Genomic DNA, 17,216 nt, shown 5'->3' with positions numbered 1-17,216 from the left:
GTGCGGCGGGGCCGACCGGCGCTACAGGCCCGGCGGGAGCCGTAGGGCCGGCGGGGGCCACCGGGCCGGCAGGAGTCACCGGGCCGGCAGGAGTCACCGGGCCGATAGGGCCGGTGGGGGCCACGGGGGCGACGGGGGCCACTGGAGCGACCGGGGCGACAGGCGCCACCGGGGCGACCGGGCCGCCGGGGATGGTCACCTGTTTGGGGGACAGGTGGGGGGTGATCGGTCGTAACTCGGCGGGGGGGCCGAGTGCTGTTTATCGGGTCGGTCCGTATGGCCGGAATCCTGCCACCAACTCCGCGGCCGATGTGCCGCCCCCCTACGGCGTCGGCAGCCTGGGGCTCATCGTCGGCGGCAGTCCCGACAAGATCGCTTTCGGTGACGAGACGGACTTCGCGGAGCTGCGGGTCAGCGATCTGACGACCCTGAAGTACTGGGCGTACGCGGGCACCGACTCCCCCGCGGACGTCACGGTGCCGGGGCTGAGCATCGAGGTCGATCCCAATGTGGGCACGGAGGCCCAGGCGACCCTGGTCTACCTGCCGGACACCTCGACCAGCCCGTCCGCTCCGGCCACCCGGCTTCCGAACACCTGGCAGCAGTACGACGCCGGTGCGGCCGGCGGCCAGTGGTACGCGACCGGGGCGACGGGAACCCTGGTCAACTGCACCCTGGCCACCCCCTGCTCGTTCGGCGACCTGAAGGCCAGGCTGCCGGACGCGGTGATCACCCTCAGTCTCGGCTTCACCGAGGACAGCGCCTTCATCGGCGCCCTCGACGGGCTGCAGGTGAACAACACGCTCTATGACTTCGAGCCGGGCGGCGTGCGGAAGCTTGCCATACCAGCCTCGGTCACCCGGAAGACGAACTGAGAGGTCGTACCGGCGCAAACGGATATGGACCAGTCGGTCACCCGGAAGACGAACTGAAAGGTCGTACCGGCGCAAACGGATACGGACCAGTCGGTCACCCGGAAGACGAACCGAGAGGTCGCACCGGCGGAAACGGATTTGGACTAGAAGGCGGGCGGTTGTCCGGTCTGGCGGCGGTGCTGCCCTCCTGACGCGGGAACCGACGGCGACGCGTGGCGCCGCATAGCGGCGCCCTGGTCTGGTCGAGTGCTATAACAGATCACTGGCGGCCGTGAATCCCATGGTCACCGGCCTCTCCTCCCGCCTTGAGTCTGCTACGGATGTGGGGCGCATGAGGAATCTCGTGCCGGCGGTGCCGCGGGGCGCCGGGGTCTCGACGCCGGCCGGAGGGCCGGCGATGAGGCGGGTCCCGTCCAGGGCCCACCGGCCGGGAATCGCCCGGCTGGCGGTGCTCGCGCTGCTGCCCGTCGCCGCCCTGCTCGTCGCCGCGCCGCCCGGCATGAGCGCCGCGCAACCGCAGGTGGACCTCGGGACCGCCCGCGGCTTCGCGGTCATGGCCGGGAGCACGATCACCAACACCGGGACCACCACCGTGACCGGTGACCTCGGGCTGAGCCCGGGCACGGCGGTGACCGGCTTCCCGCCGGGCACCGTGACCGGCACCATCCACGCCGCCGACGCCGCCGCCGCCCAGGCCCAGATCGACCTGACCGCCGCCTACAACGACGCCGCCGGCCGGACACCGACGGCGACCGTGCCGACGGAGCTCGGCGGCACCACGCTGACGCCCGGCGTCTACAACTCAGCGGCCGGCACCTTCGGCATCACCGGGGACCTGACCCTGGACGCCCAGGGCGACGCCACCGCCGTCTTCGTCTTCCAGGCGGCCTCCACCCTCATCACCGCCTCCGCCAGCACCGTCACCCTGGTCGGCGGCGCCCAGGCGCACAACGTCTACTGGCAGGTCGGCAGCTCGGCCACCCTGGGCACCGGCTCCAGCTTCGCCGGGAACATCCTCGCCCTGACCTCGATCACCGTCACCACCGGCACGAGCGTGAGCGGGCGCGCGCTGGCCCGCAACGGCGCCGTCACCCTGGACACCGACACCATCAGCAGATCCACCGGCGCGCTCTTCATCAGCGTGCCCGCGTCGGCGGACCTCGGGTCGGCGGCGGCGGGCTCGGCCCAGGTGTCGGCCCACCTCGGCGGCGTCACCGTGACCGACACCCGTGACGCCGCCTCCGCCGACTGGGTCGCGACCGTCAGCTCGACGGACTTCACCACCGGTGGCGCCACCGCGCCGGAGACCATCTCCAAGGGGTCGGTCGGCTACTCTCCGGGCTCGGCCACCAGTACGACCGGTGACGCGACGTTCGCCCCCGGGACCGCCGGGAGCCTCGGCTCCGCGCGCACGGCGTTCTCCGCCTCCGACGGCACGGGCGACAACTCCGCCACCTGGAACCCGACGATCACCGTGACCCTGCCCGCTCAGGTTGTCGGCGGAAACTACAGCGGCGTCGTGGTCCACTCCGTCGCCTGAGGACACCCCTCCTCCGGAAGTCACCTTCACGCGGCCGGCCGATGACCGCCGATGGACAAATCCGTGTTATCCCCGAAATGGGCTTAAAAGGTTCTATCGGAATACTTGTCATGCAGCATCATGGCGGCGGTCATAGTTTTTGATCAGGACTTGGCAGGGCATGAAAGGAGATGCGTTTCCTGTCGTGTTAGCGTGCTGCTGTCTCGCTATATCGATGCATAGCCGAGATATCGACATCCGCCGTGATGCAAGGAAGTTCGGTGGCCATGAACAAGATTTCCAGGACGACTGCGCTAGCAGTCGCAGCGATTACGATGTCGGTGGGCATGGTGACCGGAGTCCCGGTCGCCCAAGCCGCCACCTGCGCGGCGAGTGCCGCCTGCGACACCACGACGACGTTCGACATCAGCGCGGGCGCACTGGAGATCACCGTGCCCGACACGGCCGATCTCACCAACGACGGAGCGCCGGGCGGATTCGCTTACGGTCTGCTCGGGGCGGTCACCGTCAACGACGCGCGGGCGTCGGCCACTCCGGCCTGGACGGCGACCGTCACCGGCACCTCCTTCATCACCGGCGGCGGCGACGACCCGGGCGAGACCATCGCCAACAGCAGCGTGTACTACTGTTCGGGCTCCGCGACGGCGACGACCGGCAACGGTACCTTCACGGCAGGTCAGACGGGCTGCGCCGCACCAGGGCCGGCGACCGGGGCGACGCTGGCCGCCCAGCGCAACGCGTACTCGCACACCACCGGCACCGGCAACAACTCCGCGACCTGGAACCCGCAGATCACGGCCGTGCTGGCGCTCAGCAACATCACCGGCCAGTACACGGGCACGATCTCTCACACGGTGGCCTAGCCACGTGAGACGGCGTCCCTCGCTGTTCACGTCCATCGCGGTGGTCTTCCTGCTGCAGGGAGCGGCCTGCGCCGCGGCTCTCGCGGATGGCGGCCCGGCCGGTTCCCGGCCGGGCCGCCAGGGGTCCGACGGCAAAATCGGGATCAGATTGCTGGAGGCCTCGTCGAATCGTCGCGACGACCCCCGGGCGCTCCTTTATGTCGTCGACCACATCAACCCCGGCACCACGATCTCGCGGCGACTGGAAATAAGTAACACCTCTGCAAAAGCGCAACGCGTGACGATGTTCCCCGGCGCGGCGACCATCGACCACAACAAATTCGTTCCGGCACCGCATCGCGATGCCAACGAGCTGAGTTCATGGATTTCCATCGACCCCTCGGAACCGGTCGTGCCGCCGAACGGCAATGTTCAGGTGACGGCCACGATCGCCATTCCGGAGAACGCGTCCAGGGGGGAACGGTACGGCGCCATCTGGGCCAAACTCGCCTCCTCGCGGGAGCCGGGGCACAGGAACGCCATCGCGATGATCAACACTGTCGGCATACGGGTCTATCTCGACATCGGCCCCGGCGGCGACTCGCCGTCGGACTTCCGCATCGACCGGCTGACGCCCGGCCGTGCCAAGGGCGGCACGCCCGTGGTGAAGGCGATGGTCACCAACACCGGGCAGCGTGCGATCGACCTGGTGGGCCGGATGTGGCTCTCCGACGGCCCGAGAGGCATGCGGGTCGGCCCGTTCACCGCGCAGGTGGGAACGACGCTCATGCCGGGCACCGGCGCGCCGATCGTGGTCACGCTGGACGACTGGCTGCCCGACGGGCCCTGGCGGGTCAAACTCCTGATGGAGAGCGGCCGGGTCCGCCGCACGGTCACCGGCACGCTGACCTTTCCCCAGAAGGACGCGACCTGGGGCCGGGCCGCGCGCCTGGACTCCCTGTCCCCGTGGATGTACGTCGCCGCGGGGGTGCTCGCCACCGTGGCCGCCCTGGCGCTCGCGGGCCTCGTCGTAGGCCGCCGGCTGTCCGAACGGTACCGGTCCGGAGCGGCGCCGAGGCGCTAGCCTGTCCTCCAGGTCGCGACATGCGAGAAGGGCATGAGCGGGTGGCCGTACCGGACCTTCGACACCCCCGGGTGGCAGATGACCCACATGATCTCCACCACGCCCCGGCAGCGGCCGATGACCGGGGCGCGCCAGGTGTCGCGGTGGGCGCACCGGCTGGTGGCCGTCTCCCTCAGCGTCTTCGCGCTGGCAGGGGCGGTGCGACTGTGCGCGCCCGGGACGGCGGGGACGACCGGCGAGCCGGCCGGTGTCCGGCGGCAGCTCGCGTTCCTGCGCTCGGCGCTGGACGGCGGCGCCGGCGACCAGGCCCAGGCACTGTTCCCCGAGGGGTACTTCTTCCTGCACGCGCTGTACGGCCTGACCTGGGTCGAGCTCGGCATGCGCTTACCGGCCGGCGAACGGCCGGCGGCGCTGCGGGAGGCACGGTGGGCGCTGGGACGCCTGGACTCGCCGTCCGGCCGCGCGCCCTTCAGCCCCGGCCTGACCCCGCCCTACGGCGTGTTCTACCAAGGCTGGAGCAACTGGCTGCGCGGCGGCGTGCTGAGCCTGCAACCGGAAGGGCACCGCGACCCGGCCGAGCTGCGGCGGTTCGCTAGCGACTCCGCCGCGCTCGGCGGGGCGTTCGACGCCTCGCCCACGCCGTACCTGGCCGCCTACCCGGGCCAGGCGTGGCCGGTCGACTCGACCGTGGCCATGGCGTCGCTGCGGCTGCACGACACCCTGCTGCCGCCCCGGTTCGCCGGCACCGCCGGGCGGTGGGTCCAGGAGGTGCGGCGGCGGCTCGACCCGGGCACCGGGCTGCTCCCGCACCGGGCCGACCCCGCCACCGGCGACCCGGCGGAGGTGGCCAGGGGCAGCTCGCAGAGCCTCATCCAGCGGTTCCTCCCCGACATCGACCCGGCCTTCGCCGCCGGGCAGTACCCCCGTTTCCGCGACCGCTACCTCGCCTCCCCCCTCGGCCTCGGCCCGGCCGTGCGGGAGTACCCCGGCGGCGCCGACGGCCCCGCCGACGTCGACTCCGGCCCGCTCCCCCTCGGCGTGAGCCTGCCGGCGACCGTGGTCACCATCGGCGCTGCCCAGGTCAACGGCGACGCCACGCTCGCCGCGGGGCTGGCCGCCTACGGCGAGCTGGCCGGTCTGCCGATCGGCACCCCGTGGACCAAGCGGTACGCCTTCGGGCTGCTGCCGATCGGCGACGCCTTCCTGGCCTGGTCCAAGACCGCGCGCCCCTGGGTGACCCGCGCCCCGCCCGCGCCCCCGGACCGCCTCTCCCCCCTCTGGCGCCTCCCCCTTCTGGCCCTCCTGCTCGCCCTCGCCACCGTCCCCTGGCTTCCCGTCCGGGTCAGGAGCCGGGGGCGGGCGGGGCGGCCGTGAATACGGCTCGCGGACCAGGGTGACGCGCGGCGGTCAGCGGGCGGCGGTGCGGAAGATCGGCCAGCAGATCTCGGTGAGCTGCTCGGCGCCGGGGTCCTCGCCGGACACCAGGTAGTTCTCCCGGACCGGCCCCTCGACGCTGAGCAGCCGCTCGGCCACGAAGCCGCCGAGCGCCCCGTAGGTGCGGTCGACGTCGTCGTGCGAGCCCCGGTGGACGGTGACGGCCAGCTCGGCCGCCGGGAGCTCCACGATCTCCACGCGGCCAGTCGCGCCGGACGTGGCCGCGCTCGGCACGAACACGGTCGCCTCGCCGATCTCGTCGCCGAACAGTTCGGGCGCGTACAGGCCGCCGGGCGGTCCCTCCGCCGTGCCGCCGGCGGTGTTCAGGGCGGAGCGGATCTCGCGCATCGCCCCGCTGAACCAGTCCCCGAAGCCGGGGATGTCCACCGTGGCGGTGATCGCCCACACGGGGGTCGCCGGGACGGTGCGGAACTCGACCTCGATGGGGCGGACGGTGGGTTCGAGCAATTCGCGTAGCGCCCCGACGGCTTCGCTGGTCTCGCGCAGGTGCGTCTCCATGCGCCGCAGGTGGGCGCCGATGATCCGGTTGCGCAGGTCGACGTCGCCGGTGGCCAGCACGGCCCTGATGTCGGGCACCGGCATGCCGAGGGTGCGGAACCGCCGGATGACCTGGGCGGTCCTGAGCTGGCTGGTGTCGTAGTGCCGGTAGCCGTTGAAGGCGTCGATGTGGGCGGGCTCCAGGAGCCCCAGTTCGTGGTAGTGCCGCAGCGCCTTCTTGCTGAGCTGCGCCATCACCGCGAACTCGCCGATGGTCAGCAGCGCCGCCATCTCCCCTCCCTCGGCCGCCGAGGACGCTGACGGTGATCGTGGTGTCATGGGGGCGATCACATGATACGCAGCGCGGAGACGAGCCCCTCGCGCAGGGTGAAGTCGAAGGTGAGGTCCGCGAGGCCGCCGGGGAAGTCCCCCTCGACGCGCACCATCACCTGGTGGCGCTCGGGGGAGATGGGCCGGTCGCCGGTGACCGTGGTCGTGTAGGTCCACTCGGACGGCCCGCCCTCCCGCCACCGGACGATCTCCTCGTGGCCGGTGTAGGTCCTGCCCTCGTCCTGGACGGTGCCGTCGGCGGTGAAGCAGGCGGCGAGCCGCTTGGCGTCCCGCGCCTCGGCCGCGTCCAGGTAGCGGGTGACGACGTCAGGGGTGGTGGTCATGGTGATCTCCTCGTCCGGGCGGCGCGGTGGTGCGCCGCTCAAGGACGAGGTTTGACCTTCCCTTAGCGGCAAGGTCAAGCCTTCCGGTGACGGGCGCGTCACCAGGGCGCCCCGCGGCGGAAGGGAAGAGGCTGTGACCATGGAGCTGACCGGCAAGAGGGCCCTCGTCACCGGTGGTACCAAGGGCATCGGCGAGGCGGTCGTCGAGCGGCTGGCCGCCGCGGGGGCGCGGGTCGTCACCACGGCCCGCTCGGCGCCCGCCCAGGGCGTGCCCGATCACGTGGAACGGTTCGTCGCGGCCGACCTGGGCACTGAGGAGGGGGCCGGCGCGCTCGCGCGGGCGACGCTGGACGCGCTGGGCGGGCTCGACATCCTCGTGCACAACGCCGGCGGGACGGACGCGACGGCGGGCCCCTCGACCTCGTTCGGCGAGCGGGACTGGCAGGGGGCGCTGGCGCTGAACCTGCTCGCGCCGGTACGGCTGGACCGCCTGCTGGTGCCCGTCATGAGCGAGCAGGGGTCGGGGGCGGTGGTGCACGTCACGTCGATCGCGCGGACCCTGCCGGGGAGCGCGCCGATGCCGTACTCCGCGGCCAAGGCGGCGCTGAACAACTACAGCAAGGGGCTGGCCGCCCAGACGGCCGCGTCCGGCGTCCGGGTCAACCGGGTGCTGCCGGGATTCATCGAGACCTCGGGCGCGCGGCATCTGATGGACGACACCGCGGCGGCCCTCGGCATCGACAGGGACGGGGCCCGCAAGCTGATCATGGACGCGCTCGGCGGCATCCCGATGGGCCGTACAGGTCGCCCGGCGGAGGTCGCCGAGCTGATCGCCTTCCTGGTCTCCGACAGGGCGGCGTGGATCACCGGCGCCGAGTACGTCATCGACGGCGGCACCATCCCCACCGCCTGAGAGGGCCGCGACGCGCCCTCCGCCCGGACGAGGCCCCGCACCCGCGAGCCGGGCCCGCCGTCATTCCCCGGAGTCGCCGGTGAACGGCCCGAGGTCCGTCCGGCCGGTCACCCCGAGCTTGGCGTACACGGCGCGCAGGTGGTTCTCCACCGTGCGCACCGACACCACCAGGCGGGTGGCGATCTCCCTGTTGGCCAGGCCGCCGGCCGCCAGGCGGGCGATCTCGTACTCCCTGGCGGTGAGGCCGGGGGCGCTGAGCCGCTGGAGAGCGGGGGTGCGGGCGCCCTGACAGCGGCCCGCGAGCACCCACGCGCGAGCCCCCTCGGCACGGGCGGAGGCCTGGCGGGCGGCCGAGGCGTGGGCCTGGGACGACTGCGCGGCGGCCTCGGCCGCGTCCAGGAGCATCCCGAGCGTCTCGAACCGCCGCGACACCTCGGCGAGCGCGGGCCCGTCGCGGTCCACGAAGGCCAGCGCGTGGTCGGCGCACAGCGTGGCCAGCGGCCCGTCCTGCGACGCGGCCACCGCCGCCAGCCGCTCCACGACCTCGCGCGCGGCGCCCAGCCGTACCGCCGAGTGCAGGGCGATGGTCTCGAAGCTCGGGTATCCCTCCCGCCGGCACAGGGCGGCCCCTTCCAGCGTGAGCTCCACCGCGCGGGCCAGTTCCCCCTCGGCGGCCGGGACCCACGGGAGCACGGCGCCGAGGAACGACCGGCTCAGGGACGCGACCTCCGGCCGGAGCAGGGCGCAGGAGCGGGCGGCACGTTCCGCCGAGGCCCGCGCGGTCGCGGCGTCGCCGAGGGTGGCGTGGGGGGGGGGGGGGGGGGGCGGCGCGGGGGGGGGGGGGGGCGGGGGGGGGGGGCCCCGCCCCCCCGGGGGTCAGGCTCAGCGCCGACGGCCGGCGGCCCGCGCGCTCGTGCGCCTCGGCGAGGACGCGGTAGTGGCGGCGTACCCGCAGCGCGGGCAGCCGGGGCCGGATCAGCTCGCCGTAGAGCGGGTGCTCGAGGCGCACCCGTTCGTGCCCCCCGGAGGGGTCCAGCCGCACCAGGCCGAGCGCCTCGGCGCTCTCCACCGCGGAGCGTTCGACCAGCCGGTCCAGCGCGGCCAGGTCCACCGGCTCGCCCAGCGCCACCAGTTCCAGTACGACGCGCTCCTCCGGGTTGGCCGTCCCCATGCGCTGCGCGACCAGGTCGGTCAGCCGGGAGGCGTCGCGCAGGAGCTCCTCGCGCAACCGCCAGACGCCGCCCTCGTCGCGCCGCACGGCCACGTCCACCAGCTCCCTGAGGAACAGCGGGTTGCCCTGGCCGAGCCGGTGCAGTCTCCCGGCCCCGGCCGGACCGGCGAGCACGACCGCGTGGCAGCCGGGATCGGCCACGGCGCGGACGAGGCGGCCCAGTTCCGCCTCTCGCCCGGTGAGTGGCCACGCCCGCACTTGCCCGCCCATCTGAGTACCGAGGCACTCATGCCTCAGGGGCCCCGCTCCCTCATTGTCGGTCTCACGGCCCGCCGCGCCAACCGTCCAGCAGGACCGGTCCTTGGCCGGCGGCACGACCTGGGAGGTCCCATGAAACGGTTCATTCGGCGGCGTACCGGCGCGGAGTCGCCCCGGCGCCCGTCAAGGCGCGGGGGGGGGTCGTCCCGGCGGCCATGGCGACGCTGCTCGCGAGTACCCACCTCACCACCTGCGAGCCGATCAGGACGGCAGAGGTCGTCGTGCTCGCCCTGAACGCACTCGGCCCGCTCTCCGAGCCGACCACCGGCCAGAACGAGCGGCCAGGCCCCGAGGCCGGCACCGGTCCCGGCGACCTTCCCGGCCTGTACGAGCGGAGCGCACGAACCTGCGGCACCCCGGTGCCGGTGTGGTCGGCGGAGCCCCGACGATGACACGCCACACCCGGCCTTGTCCACCGCGATGTTCACAGATCCCGAAAGTCCGTCGAAACTATCGGGACGTCGCCCGACTCCGGCTCGATGATTGGAGAGGGTAGAAAACTAAGACAAAATAGCCCTTTTCTGGCCCACCGCCGCTCGTGACGTTCGCCAACCTTTCAATCTACGTCGACCCTCACACCCGTGAAGTTTCGGATATTATTCGAAAGTTTCTTGGGACGTCCTGTCCACGTTCCCTCCCTCAGAAGGGAGTCCCCGGTGAGGGAGACCGGGGGTGGTTTCGGGGGGTGGGGGTCACTCTTCGGGGTAGCGTAGGCCGACCTGGGTTCGGGCGGCGTCCATGGTGCCCATGATCTCGCAGGACTCGGCCAGCGGTAGTACGGGGCTCTCCAGCAGGCCCTCGCGTAGGCACCGCGCCACCTCTTCGGTCTGGTAGCGCAGACCGTTGCCCGGCACGGGGAACTCGTACCGTTCCACCGCGCCGGTGCGCTCGGTCAGGGTGAACGACGTCGGCCGGTACCAGGTGGCGTCGATGTCGATGCGCCCGTCCGTGCCGGCGATCGAGGCCCGGTTGGGCAGGAACGCCTGCATGCTGCTCGTCGCCACCGCCTGGCGGCCCTGCTCGTACCCGAGCACCACCGCGGTCTGCCCGTCCACCCCGGTGTCGCCGAACTGCGTGGCCGCGAGCACCGACGCGGGGGCGCCGAGCACCATGGACATGAACGACAGCGGGTAGACGCCCAGGTCGAGCAGGGCGCCGCCGCCCAGGTGCGGGTCGAACATGCGGTGCTCGGGATCGTGCCGGAACCAGGCGCCATGCTCGGCGGTGACCAGCCGGACGTCACCGAGGCGCCCCTGGGCGAGCAGTTCGCGGACGCGGACCATGTGCGGCAGGAACCGCGTCCACATCGCCTCCATCAGAAAGACCCCGCGCGACCTGGCCGCCTTCACCAGCTCCTCGGCCTGCCCGCGGTTGATCGTGAACGGTTTCTCGACCAGGACGGCCTTGCCGGCCTCGATGGCGGCCAGGGCCACGGCGTGGTGCGCGGAGTGCGGCACCGCGACGTACACGGCGTCGACGTCATCGGCGGCCAGCAGCTCGGCCTGGTCGGAGTGGGCCCGGGGCGCGGACGTGCGCGCGGCGAACGCCTCGGCCCTGGCGGCCGAGCGGGACCCGACCGCCACCAGCTCGCCGGCATCCGACAGCCGCAGGTCGTCGGCGAACGCGGTCGCGATGCCTCCCGTGCCGACGATCGCCCAGCGGAGCGGCGGGGGGTTCTGAGCTCGCGTCGTCATCGCAGTGATGTCTCCTTTGGAACGGTCGGCTTGTCCGGTTCGTCGGGTTTGCCGCGAATGATGGTGTTGCGCAGCGTACCCACCTCCCCGATGCCGATCTCGACCACGTCACCGTGCGCGAGCGTGAACGGCGCCGGCGGCACCAGGCAGGTGCCGGTCGACAGGACGACGCCGTCGGGGTGCACGTCGCCGCGCATGAGGTACGACACCAGGCCGTCCAGCCGCCGGCGCAGCCGCGAGGTGCTCGCCTGGCCGCTCCACTCGCTCCTGCCGTCCCGGTGGATCGTCATCTCGATCGCCAGGTCGTAGGGGTCCTGGACCTCCCAGGCCGGTGTGATCCACGGGCCGAGGCCGCAGGCGCCGAAGTAGGTCTTGGCCTGCGGCAGGTAGAGCGGGTTCTCCCCCTCGATGCTGCGCGAGGACACGTCGTCGCACACGGTGTAGCCGACGATCTCGCCGAGGTGGTTCACCATCAGGGCGAGCTCGGGCTCGGGCACGTCCACGGTCGAGTCGGACCGGATGGACAGGCTCCCCCCGGGACCCACGGCACGCCAGGCGGCCGACTTGAAGAACAGTTCCGGCCGCTCGGCGTCGTACACGAGCTCGTAGACGGTCGCGGCCCGCTCGCTCTCCTCAACCCTGGCCTCCCGGGACGTCTCGTAGGTGACGCCGGCCGCCCACACTTCGGTGCGGCCGTCGACCGGCGCCAGCAGCTCGACGTCCGCGAGCGGCACCTGGTCGCCGGACGGGCCCTCGGCCAGCCGGGCGCGCAGCCCCGCGAGCGGCAGCGCCCACAGTTCCGCGAGCGAGGCGACGCCCGCCAGCTCGGCGACCCCGCCGCCGTCGTGCAGCCCGACCCGGGGCACCGCGGACTCTCGTGTCCGGTACCTGATGATGTTCACCCGACTCCTTCCGGCGGAGTTTCGTAAAACGCGGTGCTGCCGCGGACCACGAGTTTCGTGGACAGTTCGACCCGGCCCTCCGGCACGGCACCGTCCTGGTGGGCGAGCAGAGTGCGGACGGCCAGGGCGGCCAGCTCGGCGGTGGGCTGCCGTACGGTCGTCAGCGGCGGCGTCACCCACTGGGACACCGGCACGTCGCCGAAGCCCACGACGCTCAGGTCGTCGGGCACGCGCAGGCCGCGCCGCCGAGCCGCGGCGTACACGCCGAGCGCCTGCTCGTCGTCGCCAGCGAAGATCGCCGTGGGCGGTTCCGGCCGGGCGAGCAGGGCGAGCGCCAGCTCCAGGCCGGAGGAGAAGCAGAGGTCGCCGTGCTCGACGAGCCGGTCGTCGGCCGGGATGCCGGCCCGCTCCAGCGCCGCGCGGTACCCCGCCAGGCGCGCCTGGGCGCACAGGAACCGCATCGGCCCGGTGATCACGCCGATGCGGCGGTGGCCGAGGCCGATGAGGTGGCGGGTGGCGGCCATGCCGCCGCCCCAGTCGCCCGCGCCGATCGAGGGGAGGTCGGAGTCGCCGTCGCCGACGGGGTCGACCAGGATCGCCGGCACGCCGAGCTTGGCGACGCGCTTGTGGTCGGCCGCCGGCAGCCCGGAGAGCGCGAGGACCACCCCGCGCGGGTCACGCCCGGCGGCGTCCTCCAGCCACTCCCGGCCACGCCCGGGGCCGCCGCCGAGCACGGACACCACGATGCCGATGCGGGCGGCCCGCGCCGCCTCCTCGGCGCCGCGGATCATCTCGCCGGCCCAGGGGGTGCCCGCGTCGTCGAACAGCAACTCGATCAGGCCGCCGCGCCGGACGGCGGTCACGGCCCTCTTGGTGCGCGCGGTGGGGATGTACCCTCGGCTGACCAGCATGGTCTCGATCTGGGACCGGGTGGTGGGCGCCACGTCGGAACGGCCGTTGAGCACCTTGGACACGGTCGCGCGCGAGACCCCGGCCTCAGCGGCGATGTCGGCGACGGTGACCCGCCGTTCGATCGGGTCGGTCACCTGGCCCCCACCCCGCCGGAACCCCGCTTCGTCGTCACGGTCACCGTCGCGGGAGCCGTCGTCACCCCCGCGCGGAGCCCGCCCGGACGCACCTCGCCCCGCTCCCCCGCACCCCTCACCACCACAACCGCGCCCCCTCCCGCTCGGCCCTCATCATCGCATCCCCGGAGCGACCGTCGCTCGAAACTTCGCTGGAAAGGATCGAAACTCCCGCCGTCACAACGCCGAACGGGACACCGCCGCCCGGGCGTCCGCATTAGGGTGACTGACAAGGGACCGGGGCCCGCCGGAGCGGCGCCGCCCCGGATCGCAGCCAGAATGAGCGGCTCGTGGAGGCGACGTGAAGTTCCAGATGCGCGAACGCATGTTCAGTATCGGCGACGACTACTGGATCGAGGACGAGTCGGGGCACCGCGCCTTCCTGGTGGACGGCAAGGCGTTGCGGATCCGCCAGACGTTCGAGCTCAAGGGGCCGGAGGGCGAGGTCCTCGCCGTCATCAAGAAGAAGATGATCAGCATCAGGGACACGATGATCGTCGAGCGCGACGGCGACACGGTGGCGAAGGTCCACAAGAAGCTGTTCAGCCCGCTGCGCCACAAGATGGTGGTCGAGCTCGCCGACGGGCAGGAGTGGACGGCGACCGGCGACATCATCGAGAAGAACTACACCATCGAGGGCGACCAGGGCGTCATCGCCGAGACCTCACGCAAGTGGTTCCGCATCAGGGAGACCTACGGCATCGAGGTCACCCACCCGGACGTCCCCCTGGTCCTGGCCGTCGCCGTCGCCGTGGAGGAACTCGCCGACGAGTCGCGCCACAAGGACGACAAGGACAACGACGACGACTGAGACCCCCGTCCGCGCGCTGCGGCCGTAATGTCGGTGGCGGTGGTTATCATCGGCGATCTGCGTAAAGGAGTCGCGCATGGTCGACACGCTGATCATCCCGGTGCTCGTCACCACCGATCTGCCGCCCGGCACCGACCTGGCCGAGTTCGGCCGGCTGGTCGCCGACGCGGCGGCCGCCTTGCCCGGTGATCGCGGGGTCCCCTACCCCGGATACCTGTCGGGGGCCGCGTTCTGGCTGGACCAGCCCGGTCCCGCGCGCCCCCCGGGCGGGGTGACCCTGGCCGACCACCTCCGCTTCGCGGCGATCCTGGGCCATCTGTCCACCCGTGAGCCCCGCCCGCCCAGGACGATCCTGGCCGACGCCCGGGCGGCCATCACCTCGGCGGTCAGCGGCCGGTACGGCGACCTGGGCAGCCCGCCCGCGGTGCTGGCCATCACCAGCGAGGACGTGCGCGTGCGCACCCCCGACACGGCCGTCCCCGCGGCCACCCGCCAGGGCCTGCCGGAACTGGCCGCCGCCGCCCGCTCCTACCTGTGAGCCCCGGCCGCGGGTGGCGCGGTCAGGGTCCGAAGCGGAAGAACACGGTGCGGTGGTAGTCGCCCGTGGCGACATTCGGCTGGCTTTCCGGGCCGTGTTCGGCGGCGGGCAGGAACTTGTCGCCGATGGCGGGGATGCCGTCGAGGAACGAGATGCCGCCCGCCGGGTAGGGGACGGTGGCCGACTGCGGGTTCGCGCCGGTCGCCGGGGTGAACAGCCGCAGGAACAGGTTCTCCTCCGCCGCGACCATCGTGATGGTGCCCTCGGTCGTGGCCAGGCTCGCCCAGCAGGTGCCGGCGTGGTAGCCCTTGAACTCGGGGTAGGCCCACCCGGTCGCGCCGGTGGCGGTGTCGTTGTAGGCCTTGGTCCACACGTCGGGCCGCACGCCGCGCGTCCGGTTCTTGTAGACCCGGTAGGGCCCGTCGCCGAGCCAGGTCAGGCCGCGCACCTTCGACTCGGGGTAGTCCATGGTCACGCCCAGGTAGTCGTGGTTCCCGGTGCGGTGGTAGGCGTACTCCATCCGCAGCCAGCCGGCGGGGTCCAGGCGCCAGCGCACGGACGTCAGGTCGCCGGTGTACGCGGCCTGCGCGACCCAGCCCGTGCCGTCGGCGCCGTGGGTGAGGCCGGTGAACGTGGCCGCGCCGGCGGCGAGCGCCGGGCCGTTGGCCAGCGACACCGCGACCCCGTTCCGGGTGACGCCGGTCAGCCGCCCGGTGGATTTGCTGATGGTGACCCTGGTGGTGCCGGCGATCATCGTCACGCCGGCCGCGTCCTGTACGGCGGTGACGGCGGGCGCGCCCGCCACCGGTACCACCAGCCGGCCGGCGTGGTCGGCGGCCTTCTTGATCCGCCACATCCAGTCGCTGAGGACACGGCCGGTCGGATCGGTCACCGTCAGCCCGAGCGCGTCGGCGTCCGCCCAGGTCGCGGGCAGGCCGAGCGTGACGGCTCCGGTGGCGCCCGGCGCGATGTCGGGGCTCGCCGCCGTGCCCTGGGCGACCGTGGTGTGACCCGTCGAGCCGGGGGCGGCGAAGGTCACCAGCCGCCAGGTGAACGTGCACGTCCTGGTGCCGGTGAAGTCGTAGCGGTTGACGAGTTTCACGGTCTTGTCGAAGCCGGAGGGGAACGCCGACGCGTAGTACGCGGGGCTGGCGAGCTGGACCGGTGACCAGATGTCCCTGATCGTGGAGAAACTGGCTTCCTTCTCCCGGTACGGGCCGACGATGCCGTCGGGTGCGCGGTTGCCCGTGGTGTCGATGGCGCCGCCTTGGTCGCCGCGCGCGACGCCCTCGTCCAGCAGCGCCCAGATGAACCCGCCGGCGGCCCTCGGCCCGGCGCCCATGACCTTCCAGTAGTCGTTCAGCCCGGCGCCGGCGCCGCCGTCGTAGAGCCCGTGCAGGAACTCGGTCGGCATGAAGATCGTGCTCCCGGCCAGCTTGGCGACCGTGGAGGCGTACGTCTGGTAGTGGCTGGTGTCGATGCCGCTGAACGTGGTCCACGGGTGCAGGACCTTGCGCTTCTGCGGGTCGTACAGCGCGAAGTCGTCGTCCAGCGCGGTGTTCCAGCCGCCCTCGTTCCCGTTGTCCCAGAACAGGATGCTGGGGTGGTTGACGTCGCGGGTCACCATCGCGGCCACCAGGGGCGCGCCGACGCCCTCGTCGTAGCGTTTCTGCCAGCCGCCGAGCTCGTCGAGGACGTAGAGGCCCAGCTCGTCGCACAGGTCGAGGAAGTAGGCGTCCGGCGGGTAGTGCGACATGCGGACCGCGTTCATGTTCATGTCCTTCATCAGAAGGATGTCCTGCCGGGCGATGCGCGGGCTCGACGCGCGGCCGAGCGTGGGCCAGAAGGTGTGCCGGTTGGCCCCCTTCAGGATGATCTTCTTGCCGTTCACGTAGACGCCGTCCCCAGTGCGCACCTCGACGGTCCTGAACCCGAACCGCTCGGTGACGCCGTGCAGCGGGGTGCCTGCGGCGTCGTACAGCGTGATCTCCGCCTGGTACAGGGCCGGCGTCTCCGCCGTCCAGAGCTGCGGCGCCGCGACGGTGGTGGTGAGCCGCGCGGTGGCCGCCCCCGCGGCGACCGGCACGGAGAAGGCCCCGCCCACGGCCGTGCCGTCCAGCCGCCGGAGCTGCGCGGACACCCGCCCGGCGGCGGTGACCCCGGCGAGCTGGACGTCGGCCGCGAACGCGCCGTTCGCCTTGGCGTCGACGGCCACGCGGTCGACGCGCGCGGCGGGGAACGCCTGCAGCGTCACCGGGCGGTAGATGCCGCCGAAGTTCCAGTAGTCGCCCCGGCGTTCGGCGTCGTTGACCGACGCGTCGGAGGACTCCTTGCCGACCGTCACCTCCAGCAGGTTGGACTGCCCCAGGTTCACCCGTGAGGTCACGTCGTACCGGAAGCGGTAGAAGCCGCCCTGGTGCTTCGGCCCGGCCGAGGTCCCGTTGACCCACACCTCGGTGTCGGTCATCGACCCCTCGAAGACCACGAAGATCCGCCGGCCGGCCCACGCGGCCGGCGGTGTGAACGTGCGGCGGTAGCGGCCGTTCTCGTTCGGCACGAGGGTCCCGCCGTAGTTGTAGGTGCCGAAGCCCTGGCACTCCCAGTTGGACGGGGTGGGGATCGTGCTCCACGCGCCGGCGCGGCGCCCGCTTGAGCACAGGAAGTCCCAGTCGACGGTGTGGTCGGCGTCCGTGCCGGTCAGGTAGAGGACCTCGGTCGGGGCGGCGCCGGCGGGGGCGGCCAGCGCGACGCCGAGGGCGGACAGCCCGGCCGCGGTCGCGCCGGCGGCGCCCATCGCCAGGAAGTCGCGTCGCTTGATCTCCATGGGAACTCCTCGC

16 protein-coding genes are annotated in these 17,216 nt (G+C 72.6%); 9 read left to right on the top strand and 7 right to left on the bottom strand.

What is annotated here, in order from left to right:
* Positions 1 to 311 precede the first annotated feature (311 nt).
* The 5 genes from NYZ98_RS19775 (at position 312) to NYZ98_RS19755 (ending at position 5,715) form a co-directional block, all read left to right on the top strand.
* Positions 312 to 875 carry a hypothetical protein gene (locus NYZ98_RS19775; protein ID WP_262844319.1) on the top strand — a complete coding sequence of 188 codons (564 nt, stop codon included), beginning with the start codon at positions 312 to 314 and terminating at the stop codon, positions 873 to 875.
* 331 nt (positions 876 to 1,206) lie between these two features.
* Positions 1,207 to 2,415 carry an ice-binding family protein gene (locus NYZ98_RS19770; protein ID WP_262844304.1) on the top strand — a complete coding sequence of 403 codons (1,209 nt, stop codon included), beginning with the start codon at positions 1,207 to 1,209 and terminating at the stop codon, positions 2,413 to 2,415.
* A 326-nt stretch (positions 2,416 to 2,741) separates the two neighbouring features.
* Positions 2,742 to 3,278, top strand: a complete 537-nt coding sequence (locus tag NYZ98_RS19765; RefSeq protein ID WP_262844303.1) for a hypothetical protein — start codon at positions 2,742 to 2,744, stop codon at positions 3,276 to 3,278.
* 4 nt (positions 3,279 to 3,282) lie between these two features.
* Complete coding sequence (locus NYZ98_RS19760) at positions 3,283 to 4,341, top strand: DUF916 domain-containing protein (RefSeq protein ID WP_262844302.1); 1,059 nt, start codon at positions 3,283 to 3,285, stop codon at positions 4,339 to 4,341.
* Between the two features lie 33 nt (positions 4,342 to 4,374).
* Entirely contained in the window at positions 4,375 to 5,715 is a 1,341-nt protein-coding gene (locus NYZ98_RS19755) for a hypothetical protein (RefSeq protein WP_262844301.1), read from the top strand.
* Positions 5,716 to 5,748: 33 nt separating this feature from the next.
* Here the strand turns inward: NYZ98_RS19755 and NYZ98_RS19750 are convergent, their stop codons facing one another.
* On the bottom strand, positions 5,749 to 6,564 hold the full coding sequence (locus NYZ98_RS19750; RefSeq protein WP_262844300.1) for a MerR family transcriptional regulator: 816 nt from the start codon (positions 6,562 to 6,564) through the stop codon (positions 5,749 to 5,751).
* Positions 6,565 to 6,620: 56 nt separating this feature from the next.
* Positions 6,621 to 6,947, bottom strand: coding sequence for a nuclear transport factor 2 family protein (locus NYZ98_RS19745; protein ID WP_262844299.1), 327 nt, complete (start codon positions 6,945 to 6,947; stop codon positions 6,621 to 6,623).
* 139 nt (positions 6,948 to 7,086) lie between these two features.
* On the opposite strand from NYZ98_RS19745, the gene NYZ98_RS19740 reads away from it, so the two are divergent.
* Positions 7,087 to 7,860 (top strand): SDR family oxidoreductase, encoded by a 774-nt coding sequence (locus tag NYZ98_RS19740; RefSeq protein WP_262844318.1) that lies wholly within the window; start codon positions 7,087 to 7,089, stop codon positions 7,858 to 7,860.
* 60 nt (positions 7,861 to 7,920) lie between these two features.
* On the opposite strand, the gene NYZ98_RS19735 is transcribed toward NYZ98_RS19740, so the two are convergent.
* The gene (locus NYZ98_RS19735) at positions 7,921 to 8,553 is read right to left on the bottom strand and encodes a helix-turn-helix transcriptional regulator (protein WP_262844298.1); all 633 of its coding nucleotides are present in this window, start codon (positions 8,551 to 8,553) and stop codon (positions 7,921 to 7,923) included.
* A gap of 951 nt (positions 8,554 to 9,504) precedes the next feature.
* Between NYZ98_RS19735 and NYZ98_RS19730 the strand changes: the two genes are divergently transcribed.
* Positions 9,505 to 9,741, top strand: a complete 237-nt coding sequence (locus NYZ98_RS19730; protein ID WP_262844297.1) for a hypothetical protein — start codon at positions 9,505 to 9,507, stop codon at positions 9,739 to 9,741.
* 300 nt (positions 9,742 to 10,041) lie between these two features.
* Here NYZ98_RS19730 and NYZ98_RS19725 read toward each other — a convergent pair whose 3' ends face one another.
* Genes NYZ98_RS19725 through NYZ98_RS19715 form a run of 3 tightly spaced genes read right to left on the bottom strand, consistent with a single transcriptional unit; the run spans position 10,042 to position 12,991 of the window.
* Positions 10,042 to 11,043: a Gfo/Idh/MocA family protein gene (locus NYZ98_RS19725; RefSeq protein WP_262844296.1), complete on the bottom strand. Its 1,002-nt coding sequence runs from the start codon at positions 11,041 to 11,043 to the stop codon at positions 10,042 to 10,044.
* Entirely contained in the window at positions 11,040 to 11,945 is a 906-nt protein-coding gene (locus NYZ98_RS19720; protein ID WP_262844295.1) for a fumarylacetoacetate hydrolase family protein, read from the bottom strand. The genes NYZ98_RS19725 and NYZ98_RS19720 overlap by 4 nt, the downstream gene beginning before the upstream one ends.
* Positions 11,942 to 12,991: a LacI family DNA-binding transcriptional regulator gene (locus NYZ98_RS19715; protein ID WP_262844294.1), complete on the bottom strand. Its 1,050-nt coding sequence runs from the start codon at positions 12,989 to 12,991 to the stop codon at positions 11,942 to 11,944. The genes NYZ98_RS19720 and NYZ98_RS19715 overlap by 4 nt, the downstream gene beginning before the upstream one ends.
* Before the next feature lie 340 nt (positions 12,992 to 13,331).
* On the opposite strand from NYZ98_RS19715, the gene NYZ98_RS19710 reads away from it, so the two are divergent.
* Positions 13,332 to 13,841 carry an LURP-one-related/scramblase family protein gene (locus tag NYZ98_RS19710; RefSeq protein WP_262844293.1) on the top strand — a complete coding sequence of 170 codons (510 nt, stop codon included), beginning with the start codon at positions 13,332 to 13,334 and terminating at the stop codon, positions 13,839 to 13,841.
* Between the two features lie 76 nt (positions 13,842 to 13,917).
* The gene (locus NYZ98_RS19705) at positions 13,918 to 14,379 is read left to right on the top strand and encodes a hypothetical protein (protein WP_262844292.1); all 462 of its coding nucleotides are present in this window, start codon (positions 13,918 to 13,920) and stop codon (positions 14,377 to 14,379) included.
* A 22-nt stretch (positions 14,380 to 14,401) separates the two neighbouring features.
* Here the strand turns inward: NYZ98_RS19705 and NYZ98_RS19700 are convergent, their stop codons facing one another.
* Positions 14,402 to 17,203, bottom strand: a complete 2,802-nt coding sequence (locus NYZ98_RS19700; protein WP_262844291.1) for a glycoside hydrolase family 2 TIM barrel-domain containing protein — start codon at positions 17,201 to 17,203, stop codon at positions 14,402 to 14,404.
* Positions 17,204 to 17,216: the final 13 nt, after the last annotated feature.

Origin of the sequence: Sphaerisporangium corydalis, from assembly GCF_025506355.1 — a bacterium.
Taxonomy (GTDB): domain Bacteria; phylum Actinomycetota; class Actinomycetes; order Streptosporangiales; family Streptosporangiaceae; genus Sphaerisporangium; species Sphaerisporangium corydalis.
This window is presented reverse-complemented; position numbering and strand designations above follow the sequence as displayed.

Bases quoted from the DNA above. Each gene is read 5' to 3' on its own strand.
- NYZ98_RS19700 (WP_262844291.1), bottom strand. From the start codon at position 17,203: ATGGAGATCAAGCGACGCGACTTCCTGGCGATGGGCGCCGCCGGCGCG.
- NYZ98_RS19705 (WP_262844292.1), top strand. From the start codon at position 13,918: ATGGTCGACACGCTGATCATCCCGGTGCTCGTCACCACCGATCTGCCG.
- NYZ98_RS19745 (WP_262844299.1), bottom strand. From the start codon at position 6,947: ATGACCACCACCCCTGACGTCGTCACCCGCTACCTGGACGCGGCCGAG.
- NYZ98_RS19740 (WP_262844318.1), top strand. From the start codon at position 7,087: ATGGAGCTGACCGGCAAGAGGGCCCTCGTCACCGGTGGTACCAAGGGC.
- NYZ98_RS19755 (WP_262844301.1), top strand. From the start codon at position 4,375: ATGAGCGGGTGGCCGTACCGGACCTTCGACACCCCCGGGTGGCAGATG.
- NYZ98_RS19725 (WP_262844296.1), bottom strand. From the start codon at position 11,043: ATGACGACGCGAGCTCAGAACCCCCCGCCGCTCCGCTGGGCGATCGTC.
- NYZ98_RS19765 (WP_262844303.1), top strand. From the start codon at position 2,742: ATGGTGACCGGAGTCCCGGTCGCCCAAGCCGCCACCTGCGCGGCGAGT.
- NYZ98_RS19750 (WP_262844300.1), bottom strand. From the start codon at position 6,564: ATGGCGGCGCTGCTGACCATCGGCGAGTTCGCGGTGATGGCGCAGCTC.
- NYZ98_RS19770 (WP_262844304.1), top strand. From the start codon at position 1,207: ATGAGGAATCTCGTGCCGGCGGTGCCGCGGGGCGCCGGGGTCTCGACG.
- NYZ98_RS19730 (WP_262844297.1), top strand. From the start codon at position 9,505: ATGGCGACGCTGCTCGCGAGTACCCACCTCACCACCTGCGAGCCGATC.